This is a genomic window from Naumannella halotolerans (assembly GCF_004364645.1).
Taxonomy (GTDB): domain Bacteria; phylum Actinomycetota; class Actinomycetes; order Propionibacteriales; family Propionibacteriaceae; genus Naumannella; species Naumannella halotolerans.
In genome coordinates, this window is sequence record NZ_SOAW01000001.1 from 2,318,401 (window position 1) to 2,344,360 (window position 25,960).

Consider the following 25,960-nt stretch of genomic DNA (forward strand, 5'->3'; position numbering starts at 1 on the left):
GCGTCGAAGCATCTCTGCCGTTGCCCCACCGCCGATTCACGAGCGCCGAAGACACCTCTGCAGGGCCCCACCGCCGATTCACGAGCGCCGAAGACACCTCTGCAATGTCCCACCGCTGATTCATGAACACCGAGTACAGCTCGGACAGCCGCCGGCGACCGGCGCCGAGCGGAGCGGTGGCCACCGCCGTCCGGGCTGGTTTCACAGGAGCCCGGTCGGACCTCCGAGGCCGGTTCACAAGACAAACGTCACACTCGATCGCCTATCCACCGCGACACGCCATCCCTGGGTGGTGTCGATCCAATCGAGTGTGACGTTTGTCTTGCTACCGCGCCCAGTCGATGAATCGAGTGTGACGTTTGTCTTGCTACCCCGCCCGTCCGCTGAGGTACCGCTGAACCGCCTTCGGTGCGGCGAACCCTTGACGAGAGCACCCCTGAGATACGCAGCACGGACGAACCCTTGACGAGAGCACCGCAGAGGTACGCCAGCACAAACAAACCCCCGACCGAACCCGGGGCGTGCACAGGACCGCCGGCCCGCAGCTCCCCCGAACCACATCAGGCTGGGTAGCTGACCTCGGGATCTTCCGCCGACGCCCAGGAGGCCTCCGGCTCGGCAGGCTTCTGCGTGGGCAGCGCCCGCCGCTGGGTAGCCGGGCCGCGTGGCCCGTAGGCGCCCATCCACCGGGTGATCTCGAAGAACACCTGGTCGCGAACGGGTTCGGCCGACAGGACCAGATCGTGCATACCGTCGGGGATCCGGATGATGGTCACGTTCAGCCCCAGACGAACCGCGCGTTCGGAGATCTGCCGGACGTCGAGGACCACATCGGCCTTGGTCATCTGCTCGTCCCAGTTCCGCCGGAACAGGCTGCGACCGGAGGCGAGCACCAGGATCGGGCAGCCGATGCCGAGACCCTTGGCCACGCGTTGGTGACCGTTCAACACCGCCTGCAGCCAGCCGGCCCGGACCACCGCATCAGCACCGGTCTTCAGGTCCAGGTCGTAGTCCCACTCACCACCGTGTTCGACATGGGTCGAACGTCGGGTGAACCCCTCCGAGAGCGACAGCGGCGTGGTCGGCCGCAGGGTGCCGACCGACTGCACCATCGGCGGCCCGAGGGCCCGCACGGCCTGCGACCCCTGCAGGTCCAGCCACGGTGAGTTCAGCACCAGTGCGGCAAGTTCACCCGGCCGATCCGCTGCATAGAGGGTGCTGATCAGTCCGCCCGTGGAGTGTCCCATCAGCAGCACGTGGGAGTGCTCGGCCCGGATCAGTTCCAGGGCAGCATCCAGTTCGGCGTAGTACTCCGAGAGATCGGTGGTGAATCCGAACAGCAAACCCGGTTGGAAGCTTCGCCCGTACCGACGCAGGTCCAACGCGTAGAAGGCGGTGTCGGCGGAGGTCCAGTAATCGGCCAGGTGCGTCTGGAAGAAGTAGTCGTTCCAGCCGTGGACGTAGAGCACTGCCACGTCCGAGGCCGCCTGCTGCACCGGTCGGACCAAGGTGCCGACGATGTCGGCCTCGTCGGTCTCCCCGGGGTAGCGGGTTGCCTCGGGCAATTCGATGATGCGCTGTTCGAAACCCGACAGAAGGGTGTCAGGCGTCCACCGCGTCATCGAAGGGCCTCAACCGGACTTGCGAAGGTCCTCGTCCACATCGGCGTACTTCGCCGCCAGATCCGCCCACTCATCGGGGATCTCTTCCTGGGGAGCTTCTTCGGGCTCGTAGGGATGCTCGTCCCCGCGGCCGGACCGGAGCTCCCGCTCCAGCGACTGGAAATCGGTGTCCACGGGACGGTACTTGAGCTCCCGGGCCACCTTGGTCTGCTTTGCCTTTGCACGGCCGCGCCCCATATGGGTCGACCCCCTCGCACTCGTCTCGCGGCGAACCGCTGCTCATCACTGTTTCGTGCTGCACAGGCTACCCGTTGCCCGGGCCCCAGCAAACCCAGTCGGACAAGTGTCGACGCTCACACTTGGCAACTGCGCTGCGGCGCCGTGCGGGAAGCCACCGGAGACAGGGTCGCAGATCAGCCGGCGGGGTGGTCCCCGATCAGTTCGACACCTTCCAGACCGGCTTCCACGGTGCCGCAGACCCAGGCCGGTACGCCGCGCTCGCCGAGCAGTTCGACCGCGGCATCGGCATCGGCAGGGGCAACCACCGCGACCATGCCGACGCCCATGTTGAGCGTCGCCTCCAGGTCGAGCCGGTCCACCGATCCGGTCCGGCCGATGAAGTCGAAGATCGGTGCCGGCCGCCAGGTCGCCCGGTCAACCTTGGCCCCGGTACCCCCCGGCAGCACCCGGGCCAGGTTGTTCGCCAGACCGCCACCGGTGATGTGGCTCATCGCATGCACCTGCAGGGTACGGGCGAGCTCCAGACAGGCCTTGGTGTAGATCCGGGTCGGGACCAACAGCTCCTCCCCCAGCAGCTTGCCGGCACCGGGTACGCGATCCTCCAGCCCGATGCCCGACTCGGCCAGTACGTGCCGCACCAGGGAGTACCCGTTGGAGTGCAGCCCCGAGGACTCCATCGCGATCAGCACATCACCGGAGCGGACCCAACCGGCGCCGAGGATCCGGTCCCGCTCGACCACACCGGTGGTCGCACCGGCGACGTCGTACTCATCGGGATCCAGCAGCCCGGGATGTTCGGCGGTCTCGCCACCGAGCAGTGCCGCACCGGCCTCCTCGCAGCCGGTGGCGATGCCGTCGACGATCGCCGCGATCCGCTCCGGCTCCAGGACGCCGCAGGCGATGTAGTCGGTGACGAACAGGGGCTCGGCACCGCAGACCACCAGGTCATCGACCAACATGGCCACCAGGTCGATGCCGATGGTGTCGTGCACGTCGAGTGCCTGGGCGATCGCCACCTTCGTCCCCACCCCGTCGGTGGAGGTCGCGAGCACCGGGTGGTCGTAGCCCTTCAGGGCGGCCGCATCGAAGAACCCGGCGAAACCGCCCAGTCCGCCCAGCACCTCCGGGCGCTGGGTGCGGGCCACCGAATCCTTCATCAGGGCGACCGCACGCTCGCCGGCCTCGATGTCGACACCGGCGGCGGCGTAGGCGCTCTTGGTCATACGTGGTCTCCCTCGGTCATGCTTCGACTCCCTGCAGGGAGACATCGTCGGCGACGGCCCCGTTGCGGGCCTGGTTCCCGGTCCCGGAATCGTCCAGGTCCAGCGTCTCCTCAACCTCGTCCAAGGTGGGCTGTTCGGCCACCGGGCGACGGGCCGACAAGGGCAGCTCGACGGGGTAGATCCCGTCGAAACAGGCCCGGCACAGCTCGTCCTTCGGCACGGTGGTGGCCTCGATCAGCCCGTCCAGGCTCAGGTAGCCCAGCGAATCGGCGCCGATCGAGCGGCAGATCTCCTCCACCCCCAGGCCACTGGCGATCAGTTCGGCCCGGGTGGCGAAATCGATGCCGTAGAAACACGGCCAGCGCACCGGCGGGGCGGAGATCCGCACGTGCACCTCGGCCGCGCCCGCCTCCCGCAGCATCCGCAGGAGCGCGCGTTGGGTGTTGCCCCGCACGATCGTGTCGTCGACGACCACCAGCCGCTGACCCTCGATGATCTCCCGCAACGGATTCAACTTCAGCCGGATGCCGAGCTGTCGAATGGTCTGGCTGGGCTGGATGAAGGTACGACCGACATAGGAGTTCTTCACCAGACCCATGCCGAAGGGGATCTTCGACTCCTGGGCATACCCGATCGCCGCCGGGGTGCCGGACTCGGGCACCGGGATCACCAGGTCGGCGTCGGCCGGCGACTCGATGGCCAGTGTGCGGCCGATCGCGAGCCGGGTCTCGTGGACGTTCCGGTCGTTGATCGTGGTGTCGGGCCGGGCCAGGTAGACGTACTCGAACAGACATCCCTTGCGGGCGGGTTCGGCGAACCGTTCGGTGACCAGGCCATCGGAGTTGATCATGATCAACTCACCGGGCTCGATCTCGCGGACCAGGGAGGCGCCGACGATGTCCAGGGCAGCGGTCTCGGAGGCGACCACCCAGCCGCGGTCGAGGCGGCCGAGCACCAGCGGCCGGATGCCCTGGGGATCCCGTGCGGCGTACAGGGTGTCGGAGTCCATGAAGGTCAGGCAGAAGGCACCGCGCAGCCGCGGCAGCACCCGCCGCGCCGCCTCCAGGATGGACAGCTCGGGGTCTGCCACCAGCAGGGCGGACAGGATCGCGGTGTCGGAGGTGGAGTCCATCCGGGTCTTGTGCGGTACGGCCGGGGCGTTGTCGAACTCGCTGAGCCACTCCTCCAGCTCATCGGTGTTCGTCAGGTTCCCGTTGTGCCCCAGTGCCAGACCGCCGTCGGCGGTGGGCCGGAAGGTCGGTTGGGCGTTGTCCCAGACCGAGGCGCCGGTGGTCGAGTAGCGGGTGTGCCCGATCGCCAACTGGCCGGTGAGTGAGTTCAGTGTGGCTTCGTCGAAGACCTGCGACACGAGTCCCATGTCCTTGAAGACCATCATCCGGTTGCCGTCGGTGACGGCGATACCGGCCGACTCCTGACCCCGGTGCTGCAGCGCGTAGAGGCCGTAGAACGTCAGCTTGCCGACTTCCTCACCCGGCGCCCACACACCGAAGACGCCACAGGCATCCTGGGGTCCGCGATCGTTGGGGTCGAGTTCATGGGTCAACAGGCCGTCGGGTCGGGGCACGTTCGAAGTCTAACCGTGCCGAGCGACGATTGTGTCCACTCGATTCAGCTGTCCTGCCCGGCGGGATACGGGGTGGCCGGAGCCCGAGCCGGCCCAAGGCGCACGACCGCAGGCTGAGCGTCCGGCAGGCGAACCCGTCGGCCACCATAATGTCGCCATGTCGGGGGATTGGGGCGCCGGGTCGCCCTGGAATGCACATACGGGCGCGGTACGGGGTCCGCATCCGTCCGGACCACCCTGGGGGCCGCCCCAGGGGCCCGGGCCGCAGGGCCGACCACCGGGCAGACCTGGACCGCAGGGCCCACCCGACGCAGGACCGCAGGGCCCGCCACCGGGAGAACCGGGACCGCAGGGCCCACCTCCGGGAGGACCGCAAGGCCCGCCACAGCAGCAGCTCGCGCCCCCGGGCCGTGCCGCACCGCGTCGCTCCTGGGCCGTCGTCGCCGTCCCGACGGTGCTGAGCCTGGCAGTGGTGGCAGCCACCGTGGCGGCCGCGACCCCGGCCGCCGGCCCGGTCGACAGTGCGGGTCCGGTGGCCGGACTGCTGCCGGCGCGGGCAGTGACCGAGTGGCGGTCCGATTCGGCCCTGCGGGGCACCTGGCAGGTGAACCAGGCGGTCCTGCCCGGTGAGGTCGGCTGGTCGGGTCTGCCAATGCCCGTCCGGGAGCAGGTCAGTGGGCCCGAGGCCGAGCAGTGGCTGGGTGTGGATGCGATCGGCCCGGTGGACAATCTGCAGCGCACTTCGCTGGACTTCGCCGTCAGTGAGCAGGAGGTACGGTTCGTCTCCGCCGCCACCAACGGCGGGGCGGTCAGCTTCTCCCCCGGTCTGCCGGTGCTCGACCCGGTGATCCTGTCCGGTGAACGGCAGCGCTGGTCGGGCCGGGTACGAACCAATGACGAGCAGCCGGTGGTGGCGAATGCCCTCATCACCGCCGAACCGATCGGAAACTCCTGCACCCGGACCGTCGCCGAGATCGGTGACGACAGCTACAGCTTCGACTGGTGCCCCGGCGAGGGGCTGAGTGGCTGGGTGAGCACCATCGACTCCGTCGGGCTCGGCTTCGAGATGGAGACCGTCGAGCCGCCGACGGTGGCCGACCCGGCCGGATTCGACGATGTCGCCGCAACCGAGTTGCGGGGTACCGAGGTGCGGCCGATCCGCTTCTTCCGGACCGTCGCCGGCCAGTACCGCGAGGAGCTCGTACCGATGGGATCGCGGGCGGCATGGGCCGGGGACCAGTTGGTGGTGGCCGACACCGGCGGCCGCGTGACCTCCTGGCTGCCGCTCGACGACGCCGACGGCACCGCCGCCGAGGATTTCTCCGGTCACCTCGCGTTCTGGCGTACCACCCCGGGCGGGTCCGTCCGCGGACTGGCCACGGTCGGTGCGGTGACCGTGGTCGGGACCACCGATCGGGCGGTGATCGCCTACGACCGCGACGGCCGCGAGCTGTGGCGAAGGGTGATGGACGAGGCCGTCACCTCGGTACTCAGCTGGGGTGAACTGATCGTGGCCGCCGATGCCGGCGGCACGGTGGTCGCCCTGGCTGCCGGCGACGGCACCCAGAGCTGGCTGGCCGACGGGATTGAGGAGGTCCTGGCGGTCGGCGGGTCGAATGCCGGGGTGGTGATGGTACGGCGGGGCACCACCGTGCAGGCCCTGTCCACCACCACCGGTGACCCGTTGTGGAGCACCCGGTTCGACGGTGACTCGACTGCGGTGGCGGTCTCCGGTGACACCGTCGGGCTGCGGGTCGGCAACTGGCTGGTCGCCCACGAGGCTCGGACCGGTCGACGCCTGTGGCACGACTCGATCGCCGATGGCCGTTTCCTTTACGGCATCCCGGCCGGGTTGGTGGTGACCGGTCGCCGAACGACGGTCCTCGATGCCGGCGGCAACACCGTCTGGGAGAACTCGGACCGGATGATCGGGGCGGACCCGCTGGTCCCGAGCGCCAATGGGTCGAGTTCGACCGCCGATGAGCTGGTCGCCGACGGACCGGGCCGGCTGCTGGTCGGCGGCCCCGGGGAGTTCGAGCTGGCCTGGGACTATCCCGCGCAGCGCGAGCCACCCGAACTCGCCCCGGTACGCGCCGACCGCGGAGTGATCACCCTGCAGCGAGAACCCACGGGTTACGGCTGGCTGGAGTATCGATGAACCTGGAGTATCGATGAAGCCGGAGTTTCGATGAACACCGTCACGCCATCCCGGCCGGACCACCGGCCGACCAGCGGTGAGCCCGGTCTGCTGCGACAGGTGTTCGACAAGGTGGTGGTCGAACAGGTACGCGCCGGACGGTTGCGCAGCAAGGGTCTGCCCCCCGGTGTGCAACCGCTGGTGACGATCACGCTGGTGCTCTACGGGGTGCTGGCTGCGGTGGTGATCACCGGCGGTTGGGTACGCAGGCTGTTCGCCGTGGACAGTTCGGCCTTCGGCCTGCCCGCTGAACTGGTCGGCCCGGCGATTGCCATGACCACCGTCCTGGTGGCGATCCTGATCACCGCCGGAATGCACGCTCCCTGGCTGCTGCGGGCCGCGGGCATCCTCTCCGCACTGCTGCTCTGGATCGCTGTCTGGGCGGCGACCGATCCGCTCACCTGTGTCGCGGCCGCCATCGGGTTGCTGGTGATCATCGGGTTCCAGGTGCTGCGTCGCAGTCAGGCATTCGTCTGGTGGGAGTACGCGGTGAACCTGGCCGTGGTCGGCGCGGTGACCGTGACCAGTGTCGTGATCGCCCTCCGCCCGGCGCTGTTGGCCGGTCAGACCGACCCCAGTCTGTTGATCACCTCGGTGGTGCTGGCGACAGTGGTCTTCGCGATTCCGTTCACCATCAGTTCGGGTGCGGCGGTCACCGAGCTGGCCTTCTCCACCTCCACCTGGTTGGTGGAACTGTTCGGGCGCCGCTACTCCCGGCGTACCCAACTGTGGTTGATCGTGGCCGTCGCGGTGATCAGTTGGTCGGTGGTCTTGTGGCGATTCTCCCGTTCACCCCTGCCACTGCTGCCGTTGACGCTGAACCTGCTGGTCACCGCTGTGGCCCTGGCCTGCACTGCGGCCCTGTGGCTGGCGATGGACCGGTACTTCGACGACCGTTCCCGGGTTGCCGGGCTCCGGGTCGACAACGACACCGATGTCGCCGATCTGGCCGCCAGTTTCCGTCCGCTCGCGATCTACGTCGGCATCGCCTTGTCGCTTCCGGTGTCGCTGAACGTGATCTGGTCGGCGATGGAACGCGGGATCGCGCAACTGTTGGCACAAGCCGGGGTGGCAGTTACTCCGCAGGACCTGGCCACCCGGTTGTCCCGGCTGGCGGGTCTGGACGACGCACTGTCGCTGACCAGTGACCTGCTCGGGGCGGCAATCGGTACGGTCGCGGCCGTCGCGGCCTTTCGACGGGGTCGACGCGGCGCCGCCGAGCTGGCCGCGGTGATCGGGTTCTTCTGCCTGCTCCGATTCCTGTCCGGACTGGGAATGCCCTTCCTCGACTTCGACCTGAACACCCTGTGTGCGGTGATGTTGATCATCTGCACCGTCGTCGGTCTGCGCTGGGCGCTGCAGCATCGGCTGACCACGAACCGGCTGCACGCGCTCGGGGTGGCGATGTTGCTCAGTGCGGCGGTGACCGGTCGGGAGATCCTGGCCGACCCGATCGGCTGGCTGTTGGGCTCGACCACCGGTGCCTTGATCGTCTTCGGCCTGCTGTGGAATCTGCTCACCGGGGCCGATCACGCCAATGGCGACTCACCAGCATTCCCCCGCGCGGGCCGAACCCTGGCTGTGGTGGGTTACCTGACCACGGCGATGCTGGTGGCCGCCTTCGATTCGCTGGCGGTCACCTTTGCGATCGACCTGGACTCGTTCGTCGAACTGGGAGCCGGGGTCCTCGGTACCGCCTTGTTGCTGACCGGTCTGTGGGCGGTGCTGGACGCGGGCACACGCGATGCCGCAACGGTCGAGGCCCGGCGGTTCGCTCCGATCGGCGCCCCCGATCCGTGGCTGGACCACGCCGCAACGCCCTCACCGGGAGGCGGACAGGCCTGGTCGCCCGGCCGGGGCGAGCAGGGCTCCGGCATCACTCCAGGGACTCGTCCAGATCAACCGCGAAATGGGCCGCCGCCGCAGTGGCGGCCGTGACGGCGAACACCGCGGGCCAGGCGCCGATCTTCTTCGCCAGCGGATGGCTGGCGCCGAAGCCGAGCCCGTACAGGGCCGCCAGCGCGGCGGTGGTGGCGGGACCGGACTTGGCCAGCCAGGTTCGACCGGCGTAGACCCCGGCAAGCCCGAGCACCACACCGCCGAGTGGGCGGATACCGGTCTCCCGTGCCGTCAGGTATCCGCCGATCAGGCCGGCCGCCACGATCGGGGCCGTCTTCACCGTCTGCGCATCCTTCAAAGCCATCTCTCTCCCTTGTTCAGCCGAGCGGAACGATCGTGCCGATGACCCTAGCTCGGACCCGGAACTGGCGAATGCTCAGGCCCGGCCGCTCTCCGGCACCTGTTCCTCGGTACGGGTGATCGGTCCGGGTGCGGTGCCGTCACCGAACGGATTGCCACCCAACTCCTCGCGGTGGTGCGGGGTCAGCCAGTTCGCCAGGTCCGGCCCCTTCGGCACGATCCGGGTCGGATTGAGGTCGGTGTGCACCTCGTAGTAGTGCCGTTTGATGTCGGTGAAGTTGATCGTGTCGCCGAACCCGGGGGTCTGGAACAGGTCTCGGGCATAGGCCCACAGAACCGGAATCTCGGTCAGCTTGGAACGGTTGGTCTTGAAGTGACCGTGGTAGACCGGATCGAACCGGGCAAGGGTGGTGAACAACCGCACATCGGCCTCGGTGATCGTCTCGCCCATCAGGTAGCGCCGGTTCTCCAGTCGCGCGCTGATCTTGTCCAGGGCACTGAACAACCGGTCGTAGGCCTTGTCGTACCCGGCCTGGGAACCGGCGAAACCGCAGCGGTAGACGCCGTTGTTGATCTCGGTGAAGATCAACTTCATGACCTCGTCCATCTCGTCGCGAAGCTTCTCCGGGTACAGCTCGGGGGCTCCGTCGCGGTGGAACTCGGTCCACTCGGTGGAGAAGTCGAGGGTGATCCAGGGGAAGTCGTTGGTCACCACCGACTTGGTCTCGATGTCCACCATCGCCGGCACGGTGATCCCGCGGGGGTAATCGGGGTAGCGCGCGAAGTAGGCCTGCTGCAGCCGCTCGTAGCCCAGCACCGGGTCCTTCCCGTCCGGCCCGTTGTCGAAGGTCCAGGAGCGCTTGTCGTGGACCGGTCCGCAGATCGCCATCGAGATGGCGTCCTCCAGCCCGAGCAGCCGCCGGACGATGATCGCCCGGTTGGCCCAGGGGCAGGCCCAGGCGACCACCAGCCGGTAGCGACCTGCCTCCACCGGCCACGTCTTCCCGGCCGCCTCCCCCAGCACCGGTGCGCCACCGTTGCGGGTGATCCGGTCCGGGATGTAGTTCATGTCCCGGTTGAACTCGTCACCGGTCACATAGGAACCCTTGGTCGAGTTGTCGGTTTCGGTCATGATCTTTCCTTCCAACGGCTGATCGCCGCTTCGATGTCGACCGGTTGCACGATCCGGTTCGGTACGGCTCGGGGACGCATCCGCGCGCTGCGGATCCGCCGGTTCAGGTCGCTCAGCACGTGGCGGACCTCGCTCTCACGGTCCAGCAGGCGCAGGTTCTGGTCGAGGTTCTCCACCTCCTCGCGCAGCAGTTCGCGCTCACTCGGCGGTGGATCGATCCCCTCACGCCGCAACATCTGCTTGATCCACCAGTCGGGGTCGTCCTTGCGCAGGTTCTCGATCGGCTTGCCGCTGCCGGGGAGATTGTCGAACTCGCCGCGTTCCATCGCCTCGCGGATCTGCTGATCGACCCAGGACTCGGATCCCATGGCCACCCCCGCTGGTTGAAACTGTACGACTACTCTACGCCCTCGCTCTGGGCCCCGCTGCCGCGGGCGTGGGGCACACCGTCGGGCCTCGGCCCGCGCCCGGGATCGGCATCCGGGCGGCCTCGCGCAGCCTCAGGCTCCGGCGAGCTTGCGCAACAGCAATGCCTCGGCCTTGCACGCCTTGGCGAAGTCACCCAGATCCAGCGACTCGTTGAAGCCGTGGATCTGCGATCCGGGGTCGCAGACCGCCGTGACCAGCACCGTCGCTCCGGGTACGGCATCGGCGAACTCCTGGGCCATCGGGATCGACCCGCCCATGCCCATCGGCACCGGCTCGACCCCGAAGGCCTCGGTGAAGGCCGCCTTCGCCGCCTCGGCCAGGGCTCCATCCAGGGACAGCCGGGCCGGCGGACCCGACTCCCCCTCGGTGACACTGACCTGGACCCCCCACGGTGCATGGGTACGCAGGTGCTCGGCCAGTGCCGCCTGCTCCGCGGCGCCGTCACCACCGGGGGCGACCCGCAGGCTGACCTTGGCCCGGGCGCTCGGGTAGAGCGTGTTCGAGGCCTGCTCAACCGGCCGGGCGTCGAGCCCGACGACACTCACCGAGGGCGCGTACCAGAGGCGTTCGCTGATCGAACCGGTGCCGATCAGTCCGACACCCTCCAGCACCCCGGACTCGGCCCCGAACCGTTCCTCGGTGTAGTCGAGCTCGGGCCCGGTGCCGCGATGCAGACCGGCGACGGCGACATCCCCTCGGTCGTCGTGCAGGGTGCCGAGCAGCTTGCACAAGGCGGTCAGCGCATCCGGGGCGACGCCGCCGAACTGCCCGGAGTGCACCGGGTCACCCAGGGTCTGCACCGTCACGTAGCACTCGGCCAGACCGCGCAGGCTGGTGGTGAAGGCCGGTACGCCCACCTCCCAGTTGGAGGAGTCGGTGATCACGAACAGGTCGCAGGCCAGTTTGTCGGCATGTCTGGCCAAGATGGTCCCCAGGGAGGGCGAGCCCACCTCCTCCTCACCCTCGATGAAGAAGGTGATGCCGACCGGCGGCTTGCCGCCGAAGGCCCGCAGGGTCGCCAGGTGCACCGCCAGTCCACCCTTGTCGTCGGCAGCTCCGCGACCGTACAGACGCCCGTCGCGTTCGGTGGCGGTGAACGGCGCGGTCTGCCAACCCTGCTCACCACCGGTCGGCTGGACGTCGTAATGGGCGTAGAGGCAGACCGTCGGCGTACCCTCCGGCGCCGGGCAGCGGCCGATCACCGCCGGCTTGCCACCCTCGGAAACGATCTCCACCTCCGGACAGCCTGCCGCCTGCAGGAGCGCCGCGACCTCCTCGGCGCACCGTTGCACATCGGCGTCATGGGCCGGATCCGCCGAGACCGACGGGATCGCCACCAAGCGTTCGAGGTCGGCGATCACACCGGGGATCTCACGTTCGACTGCTGCTTCGAGTTCGCTCACCGACCCAGCCTAACCAGCGCCCACGCGAGGAGTACGTCGGTATCGGCGTCCGCCGGATCGTTGCACTTCAGGTGGGTCTCAGCCAACGGGTAGGGTCCGGATTCGTGAAGCTCAAGAAGAAGTGCTGCGTGTCGAAGCCCCGCTGCAAGCGGTGCCCGATCCGCGCGCTCGCCGCGGGCAAACTGCCCGAGGGTTACACGGTCAAGAAGCGGCGGCTGGTGAAGATCTCGGGCCAGTGATATTAGGAACCCTTACCTGCATCTTCGCTACGATGGTCTTCACCACCTTGTCGCTGGGCTATCGCTTCGGCTCCCGGCTGGCCAACCGGGAACTGCACGAACAGCCCCATCGGCTGCGGGTGGCGATCGCTGGCCATGCCCTGAACCCGCGAGAGGTACGCAGTGACGCACTGCCCGGGGAGACCCTGGCGCTGGCCACCTCCGATGCCGACGTCGCCGGCCTGGTGTTCCGGCAGATCGCGCTGGCCGGCGCCAGCCTCGCGGGACCTCGACGAGGCTGCTCGGGCGACGATCGCCGGCCGGGGTGCTCTGGTGGTGGCCCACCGGCTCAGCCAAGCCGCCATCGCCGACCGGATCGTGGTCCTGGAACATGGCCGGATCGTCGAATCCGGTGGCCACGACGCGTTGGTCGAGGCAGGCGGACGCTACGCCGAACTCTGGCGCGCCTGGGCCGGATGATGCCCACCGCGACAGCCCCGGGAGCTCCCCGCAGCGATCCGCACTGATCCGTTCCGGTCAGCCCACCGGGTGAGGCGGAGCCGGTTGGTGCTCGACGTCGGCACCCACCATGGCGGCCGGGATCGGCGCCTGCCACGCCTGCCGGATGTCGGCCAGCGGAATCCGGAAGTGACCCACGGCAGTCAGCACCGGTTCGGCGGTGACCTCGCCGAGGCGCACAGCGGGCAGCTGGTGCTCGGCCGCCAATGCCCGGAGTCGTTCGGCCTGCTCGGCCGGCAGGCTCACCACCACCCGGCCACCGGACTCGGAGAAGATCGCCGCGGTCGGTTCCAACCCCTCCGGCAGGGAGAACGACGCACCACGATCATTGCGCAGGCAGGACTCCACCATCGCCTGGGCCAGGCCGCCGTCGGACAGGTCATGGGCGCTGCTGAAGATCCCCTCCGACACCCCGGTGATCATCACCTCGGTCAGCCGCTGCTCGGCGCCGAAGTCGACCTTCGGCGGAACCCCGCCGAGATGGTCGTGCAGCACCTCCGACCAGGCCGAGCCGTCGAGCTCGTCGCGGGTCTCCCCCAGCAACCAGATCTCGTCACCCGGGGTACGGAATCCGCTGCGGGTCCGCTTGGACACATCGTCGATCACACCCAGCACACCGACCACCGGGGTGGGCAGGATCGGGGTCCGGCCGGTCTGGTTGTAGAAGCTCACATTGCCACCGGTGACCGGGGTGCCGAGTTGGCGGCAGCCGTCGACCAGCCCGAGGATCGCTTCGGAGAACTGCCACATCACCGCCGGGTCCTCGGGTGAGCCGAAGTTCAGACAGTCGGTCACGGCCACCGGTCGGGCACCGGTGGTGGCGACATTGCGGTAGGCCTCCAGCAGCGCGAGCTGGGCGCCCAGATAGGGATTCAGCAAGGCGAAACGGCCGTTGCAGTCGGCGGCGACGGCAACTCCGAGGCCGGTCTCCTCGTCGATCCTGATCATGCCCGAATCCTCGGGTTGGGCGAGGACGGAGTTCCCGCGTACGTAGCGGTCGTACTGGTCGGTGATCCAAGACTTGTCGCACAGGTTCGGCGAGCCGGCGAGCTTGATCAACTGTTCGGCGAGCTCCTGGCCGTTGCGCGCCCGCTGCAGTCCGGAAGTGGTCGCAGCCTGTACCTGGTCCATCCAGTCCGGCCGGTGGTACGGACGCTCGTAGACCGGGCCGTCATGGGCCACTGTCCGCGGGTCGACGTCGACGACGGTCTCACCGTGCCAGTCGATGATCAACCGGTCGGACTCGGTGACCTCACCGATCACCGTGGCCTGGACGTCCCACTTGGCACAGATCGCCATGAACGCCTCGACATTGCCGGGTTCGACGATCGCCATCATCCGTTCCTGGGACTCGCTCATCAAGATCTCCTCCGGGGAGAGGGAGGAGTCGCGCAGCGGAACCAGATCGAGCTCGACATGCATCCCACCGTCTCCGGCAGCTGCCAGCTCCGAAGTGGCACAGGAGATGCCGGCCGCGCCGAAGTCCTGGATGCCGTTCACCACACCGGCGGCGAACAGCTCCAAGGTGCACTCGATCAGCAGCTTCTCCATGAACGGATCACCGACCTGCACACTCGGGCGCTTGCTCGGCTTGGCGTCGTCGAAGGTCTCCGAGGCCAGGATGGAGGCACCACCGATGCCGTCGCCGCCGGTCGCGGCCCCGTACATGATCACCTTGTTGCCGGCACCGGTCGCCTGGGCGGTGTGCAGATCCTCATGACGCAGGACACCGACGCAGAGCGCGTTCACCAGTGGATTGCCCAGGTAGCTGCGGTCGAAGACCACCTCGCCACCGATGTTCGGCAGGCCGAGGCAGTTGCCGTAGGTGCCGACGCCGGCGACCACACCGGGCAGCACCCGGGCGGTGTCGGGTTCGTCCAGCGGCCCGAAGCGCAGGGGGTCCATCACTGCGATCGGCCGCGCACCCATGGCCAGGATGTCGCGGACGATACCGCCCACACCGGTCGCCGCACCCTGGTGCGGCTCGACGAAGGAGGGGTGGTTGTGCGATTCGACCTTGAAGGTCACCGCGTACCCGTTGCCGATGTCCAGCACCCCGGCGTTCTCACCGATGCCGGCGAGCAGTTTGCCCACCGGGGTCTCCTGGCTCAGCTCACCGAACTTGCGCAGGTGCACCTTGGAGGACTTGTAGGAGCAGTGTTCGGACCACATGACCGAGTACATCGCCAGCTCGCACGAGGTCGGTCGGCGCTGCAGGATGTCCCGGATCCTCTGGTACTCCTCGGCCTTCAGTCCGAGTTCGCCCCACGGCTGTTCGAGGTCTGCGGTTGCGGATGCGTCAGCAACGGTATCTGCCACGCGCCGAGCCTATCGGGACTCCGGCAACCGGCGCAGGATGCCGCGTCGGCCGAGACCGATCGAATACTGCGCTCGATCGCGAGGCAGGCGAAACCTGCACGGGCGAATCGGTGGGCAGCCGAATCGGGCTCAGACGAGGGCGGCCAGGTAGTTGCGGGCCGAGGTGAAGAAGCCCACCCCGTCGGTGCTCGGCCCGGTCAGGGCATCGACGTTGTGCTCCGGGTGCGGCATCAGTCCGACCACGTTCCCGGCCTCGTTGGTGATGCCGGCGATGTCGTTCATCGACCCATTGGGGTTGCCGTCGAGGTAACGCACGACCACCCGGTCGGTCTCCTCCAGCTCGCGCAACACCTCCGGCGCCGCCACGTACCCGCCCTCACCGTTCTTCAACACGATGGTGATCTCGTCGCCGGGGTCGAAGTCGGAGGTCCAGACGGTGTCCTTGGTCTCCACCCGGAGCCGTTGATCGCGGCAGACGAAGGTACGGACGTCATTGCGGATCAGCGCACCGGGAAGCAGCCCGGCCTCGCAGAGGATCTGGAAGCCGTTGCAGATCCCCAGCACCGGCATCCCCCGTCCGGCGGCGGTGATCACTTCGTCCATCACCGGCGCGAAGCGGGCGATCGCTCCGCAACGCAGGTAGTCGCCGTAGGAGAAACCACCGGGCAGGATCACCGCATCGACCCCGTCGAGGCTGTCACTGCCGTGCCACAGCGGTACGGCCTGGGCTCCGGACATCCGGACCGCCCGCAGGGCATCGACATCGTCGAGGGTGCCGGGGAAGGTGACGACCCCAATCCGATCAGCCATCGGTACGCGTCCCCGACTCGGTTCCGGCGACCTCCTCGGCCACCGACTCCTCGGCCACGTGCACCACGAAATCCTCGATCACGGTGTTCGCCAGCAGTTTCTGCGCCGCGTCCTCGATCTGCGCCAGCCTGGCGTCGTCGAGCTCACCGTCGATCTCGATCTCGAACATCTTGCCCTGCCGTACCGTCAGGCCCTCGAAACCGAGTCGCCTCAGGGCTCCGGTGACCGCCTTGCCCTGCGGATCCAGGATCTCCGGCTTGGGCATCACTTCGACCACCACGCGCGTCATGCCGCTGAGTGTAGTGGCGCTGTCGTCGGCCTCCCTCCACGGCTCACCGGTGAGCCGCTGGTAGGCATCGGCGTAGCGCCGACGGGTGGTCTCGATCACCTCGGCCGGCAGCGCCGGGGGTGCTGCGTCCCCGGCCCGGTCCCAACCGGAGTCCCGGAGCAGCCAGTTCCGGACGTACTGTTTGTCGAAGGCCTCCGGCACCTCGCCGCGTGCGCGTGCACGCCGCCATTCCTCGGCATCCCAGAACCGGGAGGAATCGGGAGTGAGCACCTCGTCGGCGAGCACGATCGTGCCGTCGGCACGTACCCCGAACTCGAACTTGGTGTCGGCGAGCAACAGGCCCCGGTGTTCGGCGATCTCGGCCGCCCGGGTGTAGATCTGCAGGGTCAGCTCCCTGATCGCGGCAGCCTGTTCGGCCCCCAGCATGCGCTCGACGGCGGCGAAGTCGATGTTCTCGTCATGATCACCGAAGGCGGCCTTGGCAGCCGGGGTGAAGATCGGTTCGGGAAGTCGATCACCATCGGACAACCCCTCGGGAAGCGGGACACCGCAGACGGTCCGGCTCTGCTGGTACTCCACCCAGCCGGAGCCGGTCAGGTAGCCACGGGCGACACATTCCACCCCGATCATCTGCAGTCGCTCGCAGATCACCCCACGCCCGGCCACCGCGGCCGGTACCTGGTCGGAGACGACGTGGTTGTCGACGATGTCGGTCAGCTGACCGAACCACCAGTTGGACAACTGCGTGAGGATCTTCCCCTTCCCGGGCACCGCCGGGGTGAGCACATGGTCGAAGGCGCTGATCCGGTCGGTGGCCACCATCAGGATCTGCGCCGGGTCGTCGACGGCGTACAGATCTCGGATCTTCCCGCCGTGGACCAGCGGCAGGCCCAGCTGGTCGGCGAACTCTGGTTCCATCACCTGCCCGAGCCTAGTGCTGGAACGGCACCGGATGTGGCCGGAGCACTGACGTCACCAGCGGGGCTCCGACACAATGGCAGACATGGCAGATCGCGACGTCAGTGCCGGGACCCGGACCAGCACCACCGAGGAGGAAGCCGCCGATGCGGTGGCCGAGACGACCCGGGAGGGTGCTGACGGCGACCTGCACACCGAGCGGCGAGCCGCAGTGGTGTTCAACCCGACCAAGGTCGAACTCGATGTGTTGAAGGCAGCCGTTGCCTCGGCGGAGACCGCGGCGGGTTGGGGGCCGACGATCTGGCTGGAGACGGCCGAGGACGATCCCGGGATCGCGATGGCGAAGGAAGCGGTGGAGGCCGGCGCCGTCGTCGCCCTGGCGGCCGGTGGGGACGGGACGGTCCGCGCGGTCGCCGAGGGGATGCGTGGCAGTGGCGTACCGCTGGCCCTGCTGCCTGCAGGTACGGGCAATCTGCTGGCCCGCAACCTCGAACTGACCCTGGATCACCTGGAGGAATCGGTCTCGACCGCCTTCACCGGTGAGGACCGAGAGCTGGACCTGGGAATGATCCGGATGCGGCGCGCCGACGGGCAGACCGAGGAAGCCGCCTTCGTGGTGATGGCCGGCATCGGTCTGGACGCGCAGTTGATGTCGAACACCGACGACGAGCTGAAGAAGAAGGTCGGGTGGCTGGCCTATGCGCAGTCGATGGCCAGCGCGCTGAAGGGTGGTCGACGGATCCACATGCGGACCCGGTTGGACGAGCAGAAGGCACGCAACCGGTCGGTGCACACGATGCTCATCGGCAACTGTGGTTCGCTGCCGGGCAACATCTTGTTGCTGCCCGATGCAGCGGTCGACGACGGCATCCTCGATGTCGTCACCCTCCGCCCGGAGGGTCCGCTCGGTTGGATCCAGATCTTCTGGAAGGTGCTGGTGGAGAATGCGATCCTCCGCCGGATCGAGTCCGGTGTCGGCACGTCACTGGAAGGTGCCCGCGGCAAGGTGCGGGCGATGGGCTATCAGCGCGCTCGCAAGGTCGGAGTCCGGCTCGACGAACCCGAGCCGATCGAACTCGACGGTGACGAATTCGGCGAAGTGGTCGGTTTCGACGTCTGGGTGGAGCCGGGCGGTCTGTTGACCCGGGTACCGACCGGATCGAGCGTCTGAACGGCCTACGCGCCGCAGAACCGACCACGAGGGAGATTGTCGGTACGCACCTCGCTGCAGCCCCCGGTTCCCGAACCGGGACCAAGGTGTGAGGGTTGATCCCTGAGGTCGGCCCCCCAGCACCCCCTGAATCGGAGCCTCGGGGCTGGGAATCGACCCGCGCGGGGAGCAGTCTGGGGGATGTCGCGAACATCTCACAGGAAAGAGTGCATCATGGCCAGCCCGTCCCGTCCTCGGAGCGCCACCTTGTCCCGCCCCCGGAACGACCGGGTCATCGCCGGTGTCTGCTCCGGCATCGCCCGTCGCTTCGGCCTCAGCCCGAATGTCGTCCGGCTGATCTTCGTACTCAGCCTGCTGTTGCCCGGGCCGCAGTTCCTGATCTACATCGGCGGTTGGATCCTGCTGCCGAACGAGTGAACGACCCGACCCCACCCGCAACCGAATGGGCCGCCGCTTCTCGCGGCGGCCCATTGCGCTGTCGTCAGCTGCGCACGGCTCGCGGGACACCTACGGCATCCAGCAGGTCGGCACACTGCTTGCCGATCTGCTCAGCTGCGGCGCCGCAGCAGGAGCCCGCCGGCTGCAGCAGCCGACAACCCCCCCCCCGATGAGCACGACGGCGAAGCCCGATCCACCGGATCGGCCAAGGGTCCTCCTGACGTTGGCTCACCGGACGGCACCGACGCACTCGGTGACACGGATGTGCTCGGCGGGCTCGGCGGGGTCGGCGCAGTCGTCGGCGTGGACGGGCTCGGCGCAGTCGTCGGCGGAGACGACGGCGGCGTAGTCGGACTCGGCGGAGACGGAGTGTGATTGGTCGTGCACTCAGGGTTGGTCTGGCCCGGGACACAGTTCGACACCGGCGGTGTCACGCCGGGAGGTACCGAACCCTCACCGACCACCACGTTGACCAGTCGGTCGGTGGCCACCACATCGGCGTCCACGCGGACCTGATAAGTGAGGGTGACGGTCTCCCCCACACCCAGCCCACCCGACCAGGTCAAGGTGTCGTCTGCGACTGTCGGAGAGTCGACGGTCTGCTCACCGATCCGGGCGGCAGCCGATCCTTCGACATAGCTGGCGTCGTCGAGGACATCGGACAGGTCATCGGTCACGGTGGCGGGGGTCAGATCGACATTGCCGGTGTTCGCGGCGGTCACCGTGTAGGTGATGGTCTGCCCCGGCGAGACCAGGGATCCCAAAACCGGGTCTGCGATCTTGCGCAGAACCAAGCCGGGCACCGCCTCGGTGTTGGGCACATCACCCACGCCGATGGCCAGGTTGTTGGCGTCGACGGTGTACGGACCACGGTTGGTGGGATCTGTCAGATAGCCACCCGGGGCGCTGGACTCGACGAGGGTGTAGTCACCCCAGGTCAGACCGTTCACCTGGATCCTGCCCGCCCGGTCGTCGGTGTCCGACTCGCCGTTGTCGACCACGGTCAGATCGCCGTCCGGACCGCGAAGCGTCCACTGCGACCCGCCGAGGTACTGCTCGGGGTCGTCGGCGTCGACCTTGGACCACGACTGTCGCAAGGGTGGTCCGACAGTCCGACTCCTCCACACGACGCAGTACCACCTTGCGTAGACCTGCCCGATCGACGGTTCAGCCGGTCGGGCCGGGGGATGGCGTCCGAGCAGTCGGCCAGAGGTCGGCCGGAGGACAGTGCCCGGCCAGTCGGCTAGAGCACGAAGCCCGGCGGCCAGATCAGAGGACAGCGCCCGGACGGTAGGCTGCCGCCTCCGCGTTCTCGGCGACCAGGCGCTGCACCTTGGCCACCACTGCGGCGACCTGACTGCGCGCCACCCCGGAGAGTTCCAGCGGATTCGTCAACGCCTGGTTCAGCGCAGCTTCGTCCACGCCCCCGAGCCGGGGATCCTCGGCCAATCGCCGTACCAGGTCGTTCTCGGCCTGTCCTTCCCGCATGGCCAGCGCCACCGCCACCGCATGTTCCTTGATCACCTCATGGGCGACCTCGCGACCGACGCCGGCACGTACCGCGGCCATCAACACCTTGGTGGTGGCCAGGAACGGCAGATAGCGATCGAGTTCGGCTGCGATCACCGCCGGGAAGGCGCCGAACTCGGTGAGAACGGTGAGGAAAGTCTCGAACAGTCCGTCGAGGGCGTAGAAGGCATCGGGAAGTGCCACCCGGCGTACCACCGAACAGGACACATCGCCCTCGTTCCACTGATCACCGGCCAGTTCACCGATCATGGCCAGATTGCCGCGGAGGATCACCGCCAGGCCATTGATGCGTTCCGCCGAGCGGGTGTTCATCTTGTGCGGCATCGCACTGGAACCGACCTGCCCCGGTTTGAATCCCTCGGTCACCAGCTCATTGCCGGCCATCAAGCGGATCGTGGTCGCCAGGTTGCTCGGCCCGGCGGCCACCTGCACCAGGGCCGACAGCGCATCGAAGTCCAACGACCGCGGGTAGACCTGTCCGGTGGAATCGAAGACCGCATTCACCCCCAGGTGGTCGGCCACCCGGCGTTGCAGTGCCTGGAGCTTGTGTTCATCCCCGCCCAGCAGGTCGAGCATGTCCTGGCCGGTCCCCATCGGACCGGCGATCCCTCGCAACGGGTACCGGGTGATCAACTCGACCACTCGTTGGTGGGCGATCAACAACTCGTCGGCGACAGTGGCGAAGCGCTTGCCCAAGGTGGTGATCTGCCCGGGGACATTGTGCGAACGCCCGGCCATCGCCAGATCGCTGTACTCACTCGCCCGCTCGGCCAGACGCGCGAGGGCGGTCACACTGCGGTCGGCGATCAGCTGCAGCCCCTGCACGATCTGCAACTGTTCGACATTCTCGGTCAGGTCCCGACTGGTCATCCCCTTGTGCACGTGCTCGTGGCCGGCCAGGGCGTTGAACTCCTCGATCCGCGCCTTAACGTCGTGCCGGGTGATTCGCTCCCGTTCGGCGATCGAGGCGAGGTCGACCTCCTCGACCACCCGCTGGTAGTCGGCGATCACCTGATCGGCATCGTCACCACCGAAGTCGACACCAAGATCACGTTGGGCGATCAGCACCGCGATCCAGAGCCGGCGCTCGGCGATGATCTTGTTCTCCGGCGACCAGATCCTTCGCATCTGCTCCGAGGCATAACGGGTTGCCAGGACATTCGGAATGGTCACGCGGATTCCTCTCGTCGATACATGATCAACTTTTCAGTCGATGGTCAGCTCGCCGGCAGCAGCGCGGGCGGCGATGTCGGTACGGTGGAACCCACCAGGCAGGTCGAGCCGGCTCAACAGCGTGTAGGCCTCGGTGCGGGCGCTGTCCAGATCGGGTCCGCTGCCGGTGACGGCGAACACTCGCCCCCCGGAGGCGACGAGCTCGCCGTCGGCCGTGCCGACCCCGGCCAGGAAGACCCGGCCCGGCTGCTCGACCAGAACCTGGGCCAACCCGTCGATCACCCCGCCCTTGACCGGTGCCTCGGGGTACCCCTCGGCGGCCAGGACCACGCCCACGGCGTACCCGTCGGCGAAGACCAGCGGGGGCTGATCGGCCAGTGTCCCGGTGGCCGCGGCGTACAGCACCTGGCCCAGTGGGGACCGCAACAGGCTCAGCAGCGGCTGGGTCTCCGGATCACCGAAGCGGGCATTGAACTCCACCACCCGCAACCCCTTCGAGGTCAGGGCGAGACCGGCATAGACCAATCCGACGAAAGGGGTGCCGCGTCGGCGCAACTCGTCCACTGCGGGCTGGATCACGGTGCGGACAGTTTCGTCCACCAGTCCGTCGGGCGCCCAGTCGAGTGGGGTGTAGGCACCCATTCCGCCGGTGTTCGGACCTTGATCATCGTCGTAGGCGCGTTTGAAGTCCTGGGCCGGCTGCAGCGGGAGGACCGTCGTGCCGTCGGTGACCGCGAACAGACTCACCTCCGGACCGTCGAGATACTCCTCGATCACCACCTGGCCGCAGGCCTGGGCGTGGGCCAGTGCGGCATCGCGGTCGTCGGTGACGACGACCCCCTTACCGGCGGCCAGCCCGTCGTCCTTGACCACGTACGGCGCACCGAACCCATCGAGCGCCGCGGCGGTCTGTTCGATGGTGGTGCAGACCCGGGCTGCGGCGGTGGGGATACCGGCTGCGGCCATCACCTCCTTGGCGAAGGCCTTGGAACCCTCCAGGCGGGCGGCCGCCGCATCCGGCCCGAAGACCGGGATGCCTGCCGCGCGGACCCGATCGGCGACGCCGTCGACCAGCGGGGCCTCCGGCCCGATCACCACCAGGTCGACGGCCAGTTCCCGGGCCAGTGCAGCGACCGCCGCACCGTCATCGATGTCGAGTGGGTGGTTGGTCGCGAACAGCGCCGTGCCCGGATTGCCCGGCGCGCAATGGACCTGCTGCACAGCCGGATCCCGTGCGATGGCCGTCGCCAGCGCGTGTTCACGGCCACCGGAACCCACGACCAGCACGGTACGGGGCAGTTGGTCGGATTCTGTCACGGCGCAACCCTACCGAGGAGCGGCATCATCCGGGCGATCGCGTTCGCGGGTGGACCCGTGCCGGCACCGATGCGGTCTCACCCCCCGAGGTCCTCAACCGCGTGCCAGAATTCGATGGCGCGCCCCCGCTCCGTTCTCTAGCCTGCGCGGATGAGCAGGAGCGGCGACAGTCCTGATCTGGTCGACATCCCGACCGTTGTCGACCTCGTCGAGCAGCACTTTCCTCAGTTCACCGGGCTCAGGGTCGCTGCCATCCCCGGTGTCGGTACCTCCAACCAGATCTTTCGGATCGGCGATGACCTGGCTGCTCGCTTTCCGCGCACCGTCGGCACTCCTGCCGCTGTGCGCGCTGGCCTCGTTTCCGAACACCAAGCGATGACGCGGTTCAACGATGACTGCCCTTTCGCCAGCCCAGCGATTGTCGGTCTTGGCAAACCCGGTGCCGGCCACCGGTTCTATTGGTCATTGCAGACCTGGCTGCCAGGATCGGTGGCCACCGAGGCGCTCGTGCAGTCATCGGACGACTTTGCCGACGACTTGGCCGAGTTGATCACAGCATTGCGTTCGGCCGACACCCGTGGCCAACGATTCGGCGGAGAAGGGCGCGGTGGCGGGCTTCGTCGTCACGACGAGTGGGTACGTACCTGCTTGCAGCGTAGCGCCGGCCTGCTGAACACCGAACTACTGGCAGCTTTCTGGTCCCGTCATCGAGCCTTGCCCCGTGAACAGGCAGACCGGATGTGCCACACAGACCTCATTCCGTTCAACCTCATCGTCGCAGGGAACCGTCTCAGCGGCGTCCTCGACACCGGCGGCTACGGACCCGCGGACCCCTCACTCGATCTGGTTGCGGCATGGCACCTGCTCGACGCGAAACGACGGGACCGGTTGCGAACGCACCTGGCCAGCGACGATCTGGAGTGGGCCCGCGGTTGCGCTTGGGCCTTCGAGCAGGCGATCGGATTGGTCTGGTACTACCTGGAGTCGAATCCGGCGATGGCCAGGCTTGGCGCCCGCACCCTGCAACGCCTGATCGCCGACGCGACAGGGGACCCACAGTCATTGGCACCTGCCGACAGTCCGGTCCGGCTGCTCCTTCGTCACCCCTGATCACAGCGGACCACCGCGGTCGGCAAGAGTCGTCACCGGCAGATGTGGTCGTCATTCGGCCATTGCTGCCTCATACGGCAGCAATGGCCGAATACCTACTGTTTTTGCCGACAGCCGCCTCGCGGAACCCGTTCCGCGCCGAGCCGGGCCGGCCGGTCACCGGCTCGGAGTTCAGAGCAGGTCGTTGATCATCACGGCCTGTTCCCGGCCGGGACCGACGCCGATCCCGGAGATCCGGGCGCCGCACAGTTCCTCCAGGCGGTTCACATAGGCCTGGGTGGTCTTCGGGAAGTCGGCGAAGTTGCGCACCCCGGTGATGTCCTCGGTCCAGCCGTCGAGTTCCTCGTAGATCGGCTTGGCATGGTGGAAGTCGGTCTGCGTCATCGGCATCACATCGACCCGCTCGCCGTCGACCTCGTAGGCGACGCAGACCGGGATCTTCTCCAGCCCGGTCAAGGTGTCGAGCTTGGTCAGGAAGATGTCGGTGAAGCCGTTGGCCTTCGCCGCCGACTCGACCACCAGGGCATCGAACCAGCCGCACCGGCGCGGCCGGCCGGTGGTGGTGCCGAACTCGGCACCGGCCTGCCGCAGCCATTCACCGCTGGCGTCGTGCAGTTCGGTCGGCATCGGTCCCTCACCGACCCGGGTGGTGTAGGCCTTGGCGATCCCGATCACCCGGTCGATCCGGGTCGGGCCGACACCGGAGCCGACGCAGGCGCCGGCCGCGGTCGGGTTGGACGAGGTGACGTAGGGATAGGTGCCGTGATCGACATCGAGGTGGTGCGCCTGTGCCCCCTCGAAGAGCACGACCTTGCCGAGGTCCAGCGCATCGTTCAGCACCCGCGAGCAGTCGATCACGTACGGGCGCAACCGCTCGGCATAGCCGAGCAGGTGATCGGCCACCTCATCGGGCTCGATCGCCCGGCGGTTGTAGACCTTCAGCAGCAGGTGGTTCTTCTGGTCCAGTGCAGCCTCGACCTTGCGCCGCAGGATCGACTCGTCGAACAGGTCCTGCACCCGGATGCCGATCCGGTTGATCTTGTCGGCATAGGCCGGACCAACGCCACGGCCGGTGGTGCCGATCTTGGCCTTGCCGAGGAACCGCTCGGTCACCTTGTCCAGGGTCTGGTGGTAGGTGGTGATCAGGTGCGCATTGGCGCTGATCAGCGGGTGCTGGAACTCCGCTCCCCGTTCGCGCAGACCGTCCATCTCGGCGTACAGCACATCCAGGTCGATCACCACGCCGTTGCCGATCACCGGTGTCACACCCGGGTTGAGGATGCCCGACGGCAGCAGGTGCAGGGCGTACTTCTCACCGTTCACCACGATGGTGTGACCTGCGTTGTTGCCACCGGAGTAGCGGACGCAGTAGTCCACCCGGTCACCGAGTTGGTCGGTCGCCTTGCCCTTGCCCTCATCGCCCCACTGGGCACCCATCACGACAATTCCAGGCATCTGTTCGTTCGCCCCCTTCAGCAAACAACCCCTCGGAGCGTTCGTCCCGAACTGCTGCCACAAGGGGTCTGTTGACGCCTCACCCTATCAAGTCGGCGTCCCCGGGCGAGCCCGGCTGCCGCCCGGGCGCTCAGTGCTGGTGGGTCAGCTGCTGGTACGCGGTCTCGCTGGAGTCCCGCAGGAACTGGCTGCAGCGTTCGGCCTCGTCGGTCTCACCGATCCTGGCTGCGGCCTGCGCGAGTGCCCACAAGGCCCGCAGGAACCCCTGATTGGGTTCGTGCTCCCACGGCACCGGACCGGCCCCGCCCCACCCGGAGCGGCGCAGTGCGTCGAGCCCCCGGTGATATCCGGTACGGGCGCAGGCGTAGGCGTTCAGGTTGTCGGCCAGCGTCTCCTTCGCCAAGGCGTCCTCGGCCAACAGTGCCCAGCCCAGACTGACCTCGGGGTGGGCCGCGACCTCCTCCAGCAGCTCACTTGTCGGTGCTTCGGCGAGCCCGGCCACGAACTGTGAGTCCGGCAGCAGAGTGGGCGCAGCGATCGAAGGTCCCGACAACAGGTTCTTGGGTGCCGTAGGATTGCTCATCGCCCCCATTGTGCACCGCACGACGGGCCACCGGAAACGTAGGACCGCACGACTGGGGCACGACGCCACCTCGTGTGGGC

General features: G+C 67.9%; 23 protein-coding genes. 7 read left to right on the forward strand and 16 right to left on the reverse strand.

What is annotated here, in order from left to right:
• Nucleotides 1-560: 560 nt before the first annotated feature.
• The 4 genes from CLV29_RS10790 to purF form a co-directional block, all read right to left on the reverse strand.
• The gene (locus CLV29_RS10790; protein ID WP_243831836.1) at nucleotides 561-1,565 is read right to left on the reverse strand and encodes an alpha/beta hydrolase; all 1,005 of its coding nucleotides are present in this window, start codon (nucleotides 1,563-1,565) and stop codon (nucleotides 561-563) included.
• A gap of 66 nt (nucleotides 1,566-1,631) precedes the next feature.
• A complete protein-coding gene (locus CLV29_RS10795; RefSeq protein WP_133754861.1) occupies nucleotides 1,632-1,859 on the reverse strand; it encodes a DUF3073 domain-containing protein in 228 nt (75 codons plus the stop codon).
• 176 nt (nucleotides 1,860-2,035) lie between these two features.
• The gene (gene purM, locus CLV29_RS10800; RefSeq protein WP_133754862.1) at nucleotides 2,036-3,085 is read right to left on the reverse strand and encodes a phosphoribosylformylglycinamidine cyclo-ligase; all 1,050 of its coding nucleotides are present in this window, start codon (nucleotides 3,083-3,085) and stop codon (nucleotides 2,036-2,038) included.
• A gap of 16 nt (nucleotides 3,086-3,101) precedes the next feature.
• Nucleotides 3,102-4,670, reverse strand: coding sequence for an amidophosphoribosyltransferase (gene purF / locus CLV29_RS10805; protein WP_133754863.1), 1,569 nt, complete (start codon nucleotides 4,668-4,670; stop codon nucleotides 3,102-3,104).
• A 472-nt stretch (nucleotides 4,671-5,142) separates the two neighbouring features.
• Between purF and CLV29_RS10810 the strand changes: the two genes are divergently transcribed.
• Nucleotides 5,143-6,828 (forward strand): outer membrane protein assembly factor BamB family protein, encoded by a 1,686-nt coding sequence (locus CLV29_RS10810; protein ID WP_166649213.1) that lies wholly within the window; start codon nucleotides 5,143-5,145, stop codon nucleotides 6,826-6,828.
• Between the two features lie 30 nt (nucleotides 6,829-6,858).
• A complete protein-coding gene (locus CLV29_RS10815) occupies nucleotides 6,859-8,805 on the forward strand; it encodes a hypothetical protein (RefSeq protein ID WP_133754865.1) in 1,947 nt (648 codons plus the stop codon).
• On the opposite strand, the gene CLV29_RS10820 is transcribed toward CLV29_RS10815, so the two are convergent.
• The 4 genes from CLV29_RS10820 to CLV29_RS10835 all read right to left on the reverse strand — a co-directional run bounded on the left by CLV29_RS10820 (nucleotide 8,744) and on the right by CLV29_RS10835 (nucleotide 12,030).
• A complete protein-coding gene (locus CLV29_RS10820; protein ID WP_133754866.1) occupies nucleotides 8,744-9,070 on the reverse strand; it encodes a hypothetical protein in 327 nt (108 codons plus the stop codon). The genes CLV29_RS10815 and CLV29_RS10820 overlap by 62 nt on opposite strands.
• A 72-nt stretch (nucleotides 9,071-9,142) precedes the next feature.
• Entirely contained in the window at nucleotides 9,143-10,198 is a 1,056-nt protein-coding gene (locus CLV29_RS10825) for a glutathione S-transferase family protein (RefSeq protein ID WP_208292845.1), read from the reverse strand.
• Nucleotides 10,195-10,566, reverse strand: a complete 372-nt coding sequence (locus tag CLV29_RS10830; RefSeq protein WP_133754868.1) for a DnaJ family domain-containing protein — start codon at nucleotides 10,564-10,566, stop codon at nucleotides 10,195-10,197. The genes CLV29_RS10825 and CLV29_RS10830 overlap by 4 nt, the downstream gene beginning before the upstream one ends.
• 132 nt (nucleotides 10,567-10,698) lie before the next feature.
• Complete coding sequence (locus tag CLV29_RS10835; protein WP_133754869.1) at nucleotides 10,699-12,030, reverse strand: dipeptidase; 1,332 nt, start codon at nucleotides 12,028-12,030, stop codon at nucleotides 10,699-10,701.
• Between the two features lie 104 nt (nucleotides 12,031-12,134).
• On the opposite strand from CLV29_RS10835, the gene CLV29_RS17065 reads away from it, so the two are divergent.
• Nucleotides 12,135-12,269 carry a hypothetical protein gene (locus CLV29_RS17065; RefSeq protein ID WP_279586471.1) on the forward strand — a complete coding sequence of 45 codons (135 nt, stop codon included), beginning with the start codon at nucleotides 12,135-12,137 and terminating at the stop codon, nucleotides 12,267-12,269.
• A gap of 204 nt (nucleotides 12,270-12,473) precedes the next feature.
• Nucleotides 12,474-12,728 (forward strand): ABC transporter ATP-binding protein, encoded by a 255-nt coding sequence (locus CLV29_RS10845; protein ID WP_208292847.1) that lies wholly within the window; start codon nucleotides 12,474-12,476, stop codon nucleotides 12,726-12,728.
• Between the two features lie 57 nt (nucleotides 12,729-12,785).
• Here the strand turns inward: CLV29_RS10845 and purL are convergent, their stop codons facing one another.
• The 3 genes from purL to CLV29_RS10860 all read right to left on the reverse strand — a co-directional run bounded on the left by purL (nucleotide 12,786) and on the right by CLV29_RS10860 (nucleotide 17,103).
• Nucleotides 12,786-15,086 (reverse strand): phosphoribosylformylglycinamidine synthase subunit PurL, encoded by a 2,301-nt coding sequence (gene purL / locus CLV29_RS10850; protein ID WP_133754871.1) that lies wholly within the window; start codon nucleotides 15,084-15,086, stop codon nucleotides 12,786-12,788.
• Between the two features lie 129 nt (nucleotides 15,087-15,215).
• Nucleotides 15,216-15,896, reverse strand: a complete 681-nt coding sequence (gene purQ, locus CLV29_RS10855; protein ID WP_133754872.1) for a phosphoribosylformylglycinamidine synthase subunit PurQ — start codon at nucleotides 15,894-15,896, stop codon at nucleotides 15,216-15,218.
• Nucleotides 15,889-17,103 carry a phosphoribosylaminoimidazolesuccinocarboxamide synthase gene (locus CLV29_RS10860; protein WP_133755179.1) on the reverse strand — a complete coding sequence of 405 codons (1,215 nt, stop codon included), beginning with the start codon at nucleotides 17,101-17,103 and terminating at the stop codon, nucleotides 15,889-15,891. The genes purQ and CLV29_RS10860 overlap by 8 nt, the downstream gene beginning before the upstream one ends.
• A gap of 85 nt (nucleotides 17,104-17,188) precedes the next feature.
• On the opposite strand from CLV29_RS10860, the gene CLV29_RS10865 reads away from it, so the two are divergent.
• Complete coding sequence (locus tag CLV29_RS10865; RefSeq protein ID WP_133754873.1) at nucleotides 17,189-18,274, forward strand: diacylglycerol/lipid kinase family protein; 1,086 nt, start codon at nucleotides 17,189-17,191, stop codon at nucleotides 18,272-18,274.
• Between the two features lie 213 nt (nucleotides 18,275-18,487).
• The gene (locus CLV29_RS10870; protein ID WP_133754874.1) at nucleotides 18,488-18,691 is read left to right on the forward strand and encodes a PspC domain-containing protein; all 204 of its coding nucleotides are present in this window, start codon (nucleotides 18,488-18,490) and stop codon (nucleotides 18,689-18,691) included.
• Nucleotides 18,692-18,822: 131 nt separating this feature from the next.
• Here the strand turns inward: CLV29_RS10870 and CLV29_RS10875 are convergent, their stop codons facing one another.
• From CLV29_RS10875 to purD, 3 genes are all read right to left on the reverse strand, one after another.
• Complete coding sequence (locus CLV29_RS10875) at nucleotides 18,823-19,809, reverse strand: DUF7927 domain-containing protein (RefSeq protein WP_133754875.1); 987 nt, start codon at nucleotides 19,807-19,809, stop codon at nucleotides 18,823-18,825.
• Nucleotides 19,810-19,981: 172 nt separating this feature from the next.
• Nucleotides 19,982-21,415 (reverse strand): adenylosuccinate lyase, encoded by a 1,434-nt coding sequence (purB, locus tag CLV29_RS10880; protein ID WP_133754876.1) that lies wholly within the window; start codon nucleotides 21,413-21,415, stop codon nucleotides 19,982-19,984.
• A 33-nt stretch (nucleotides 21,416-21,448) separates the two neighbouring features.
• Complete coding sequence (gene purD / locus CLV29_RS10885) at nucleotides 21,449-22,732, reverse strand: phosphoribosylamine--glycine ligase (protein WP_243831837.1); 1,284 nt, start codon at nucleotides 22,730-22,732, stop codon at nucleotides 21,449-21,451.
• A 150-nt stretch (nucleotides 22,733-22,882) separates the two neighbouring features.
• Between purD and CLV29_RS10890 the strand changes: the two genes are divergently transcribed.
• On the forward strand, nucleotides 22,883-23,842 hold the full coding sequence (locus tag CLV29_RS10890) for a phosphotransferase (protein ID WP_133754877.1): 960 nt from the start codon (nucleotides 22,883-22,885) through the stop codon (nucleotides 23,840-23,842).
• A gap of 171 nt (nucleotides 23,843-24,013) precedes the next feature.
• On the opposite strand, the gene CLV29_RS10895 is transcribed toward CLV29_RS10890, so the two are convergent.
• Entirely contained in the window at nucleotides 24,014-25,297 is a 1,284-nt protein-coding gene (locus tag CLV29_RS10895; RefSeq protein ID WP_133754878.1) for an adenylosuccinate synthase, read from the reverse strand.
• Between the two features lie 130 nt (nucleotides 25,298-25,427).
• Nucleotides 25,428-25,880, reverse strand: a complete 453-nt coding sequence (locus tag CLV29_RS10900) for a DUF3151 domain-containing protein (RefSeq protein ID WP_133754879.1) — start codon at nucleotides 25,878-25,880, stop codon at nucleotides 25,428-25,430.
• Between the last annotated feature and the right edge of the window lie 80 nt (nucleotides 25,881-25,960).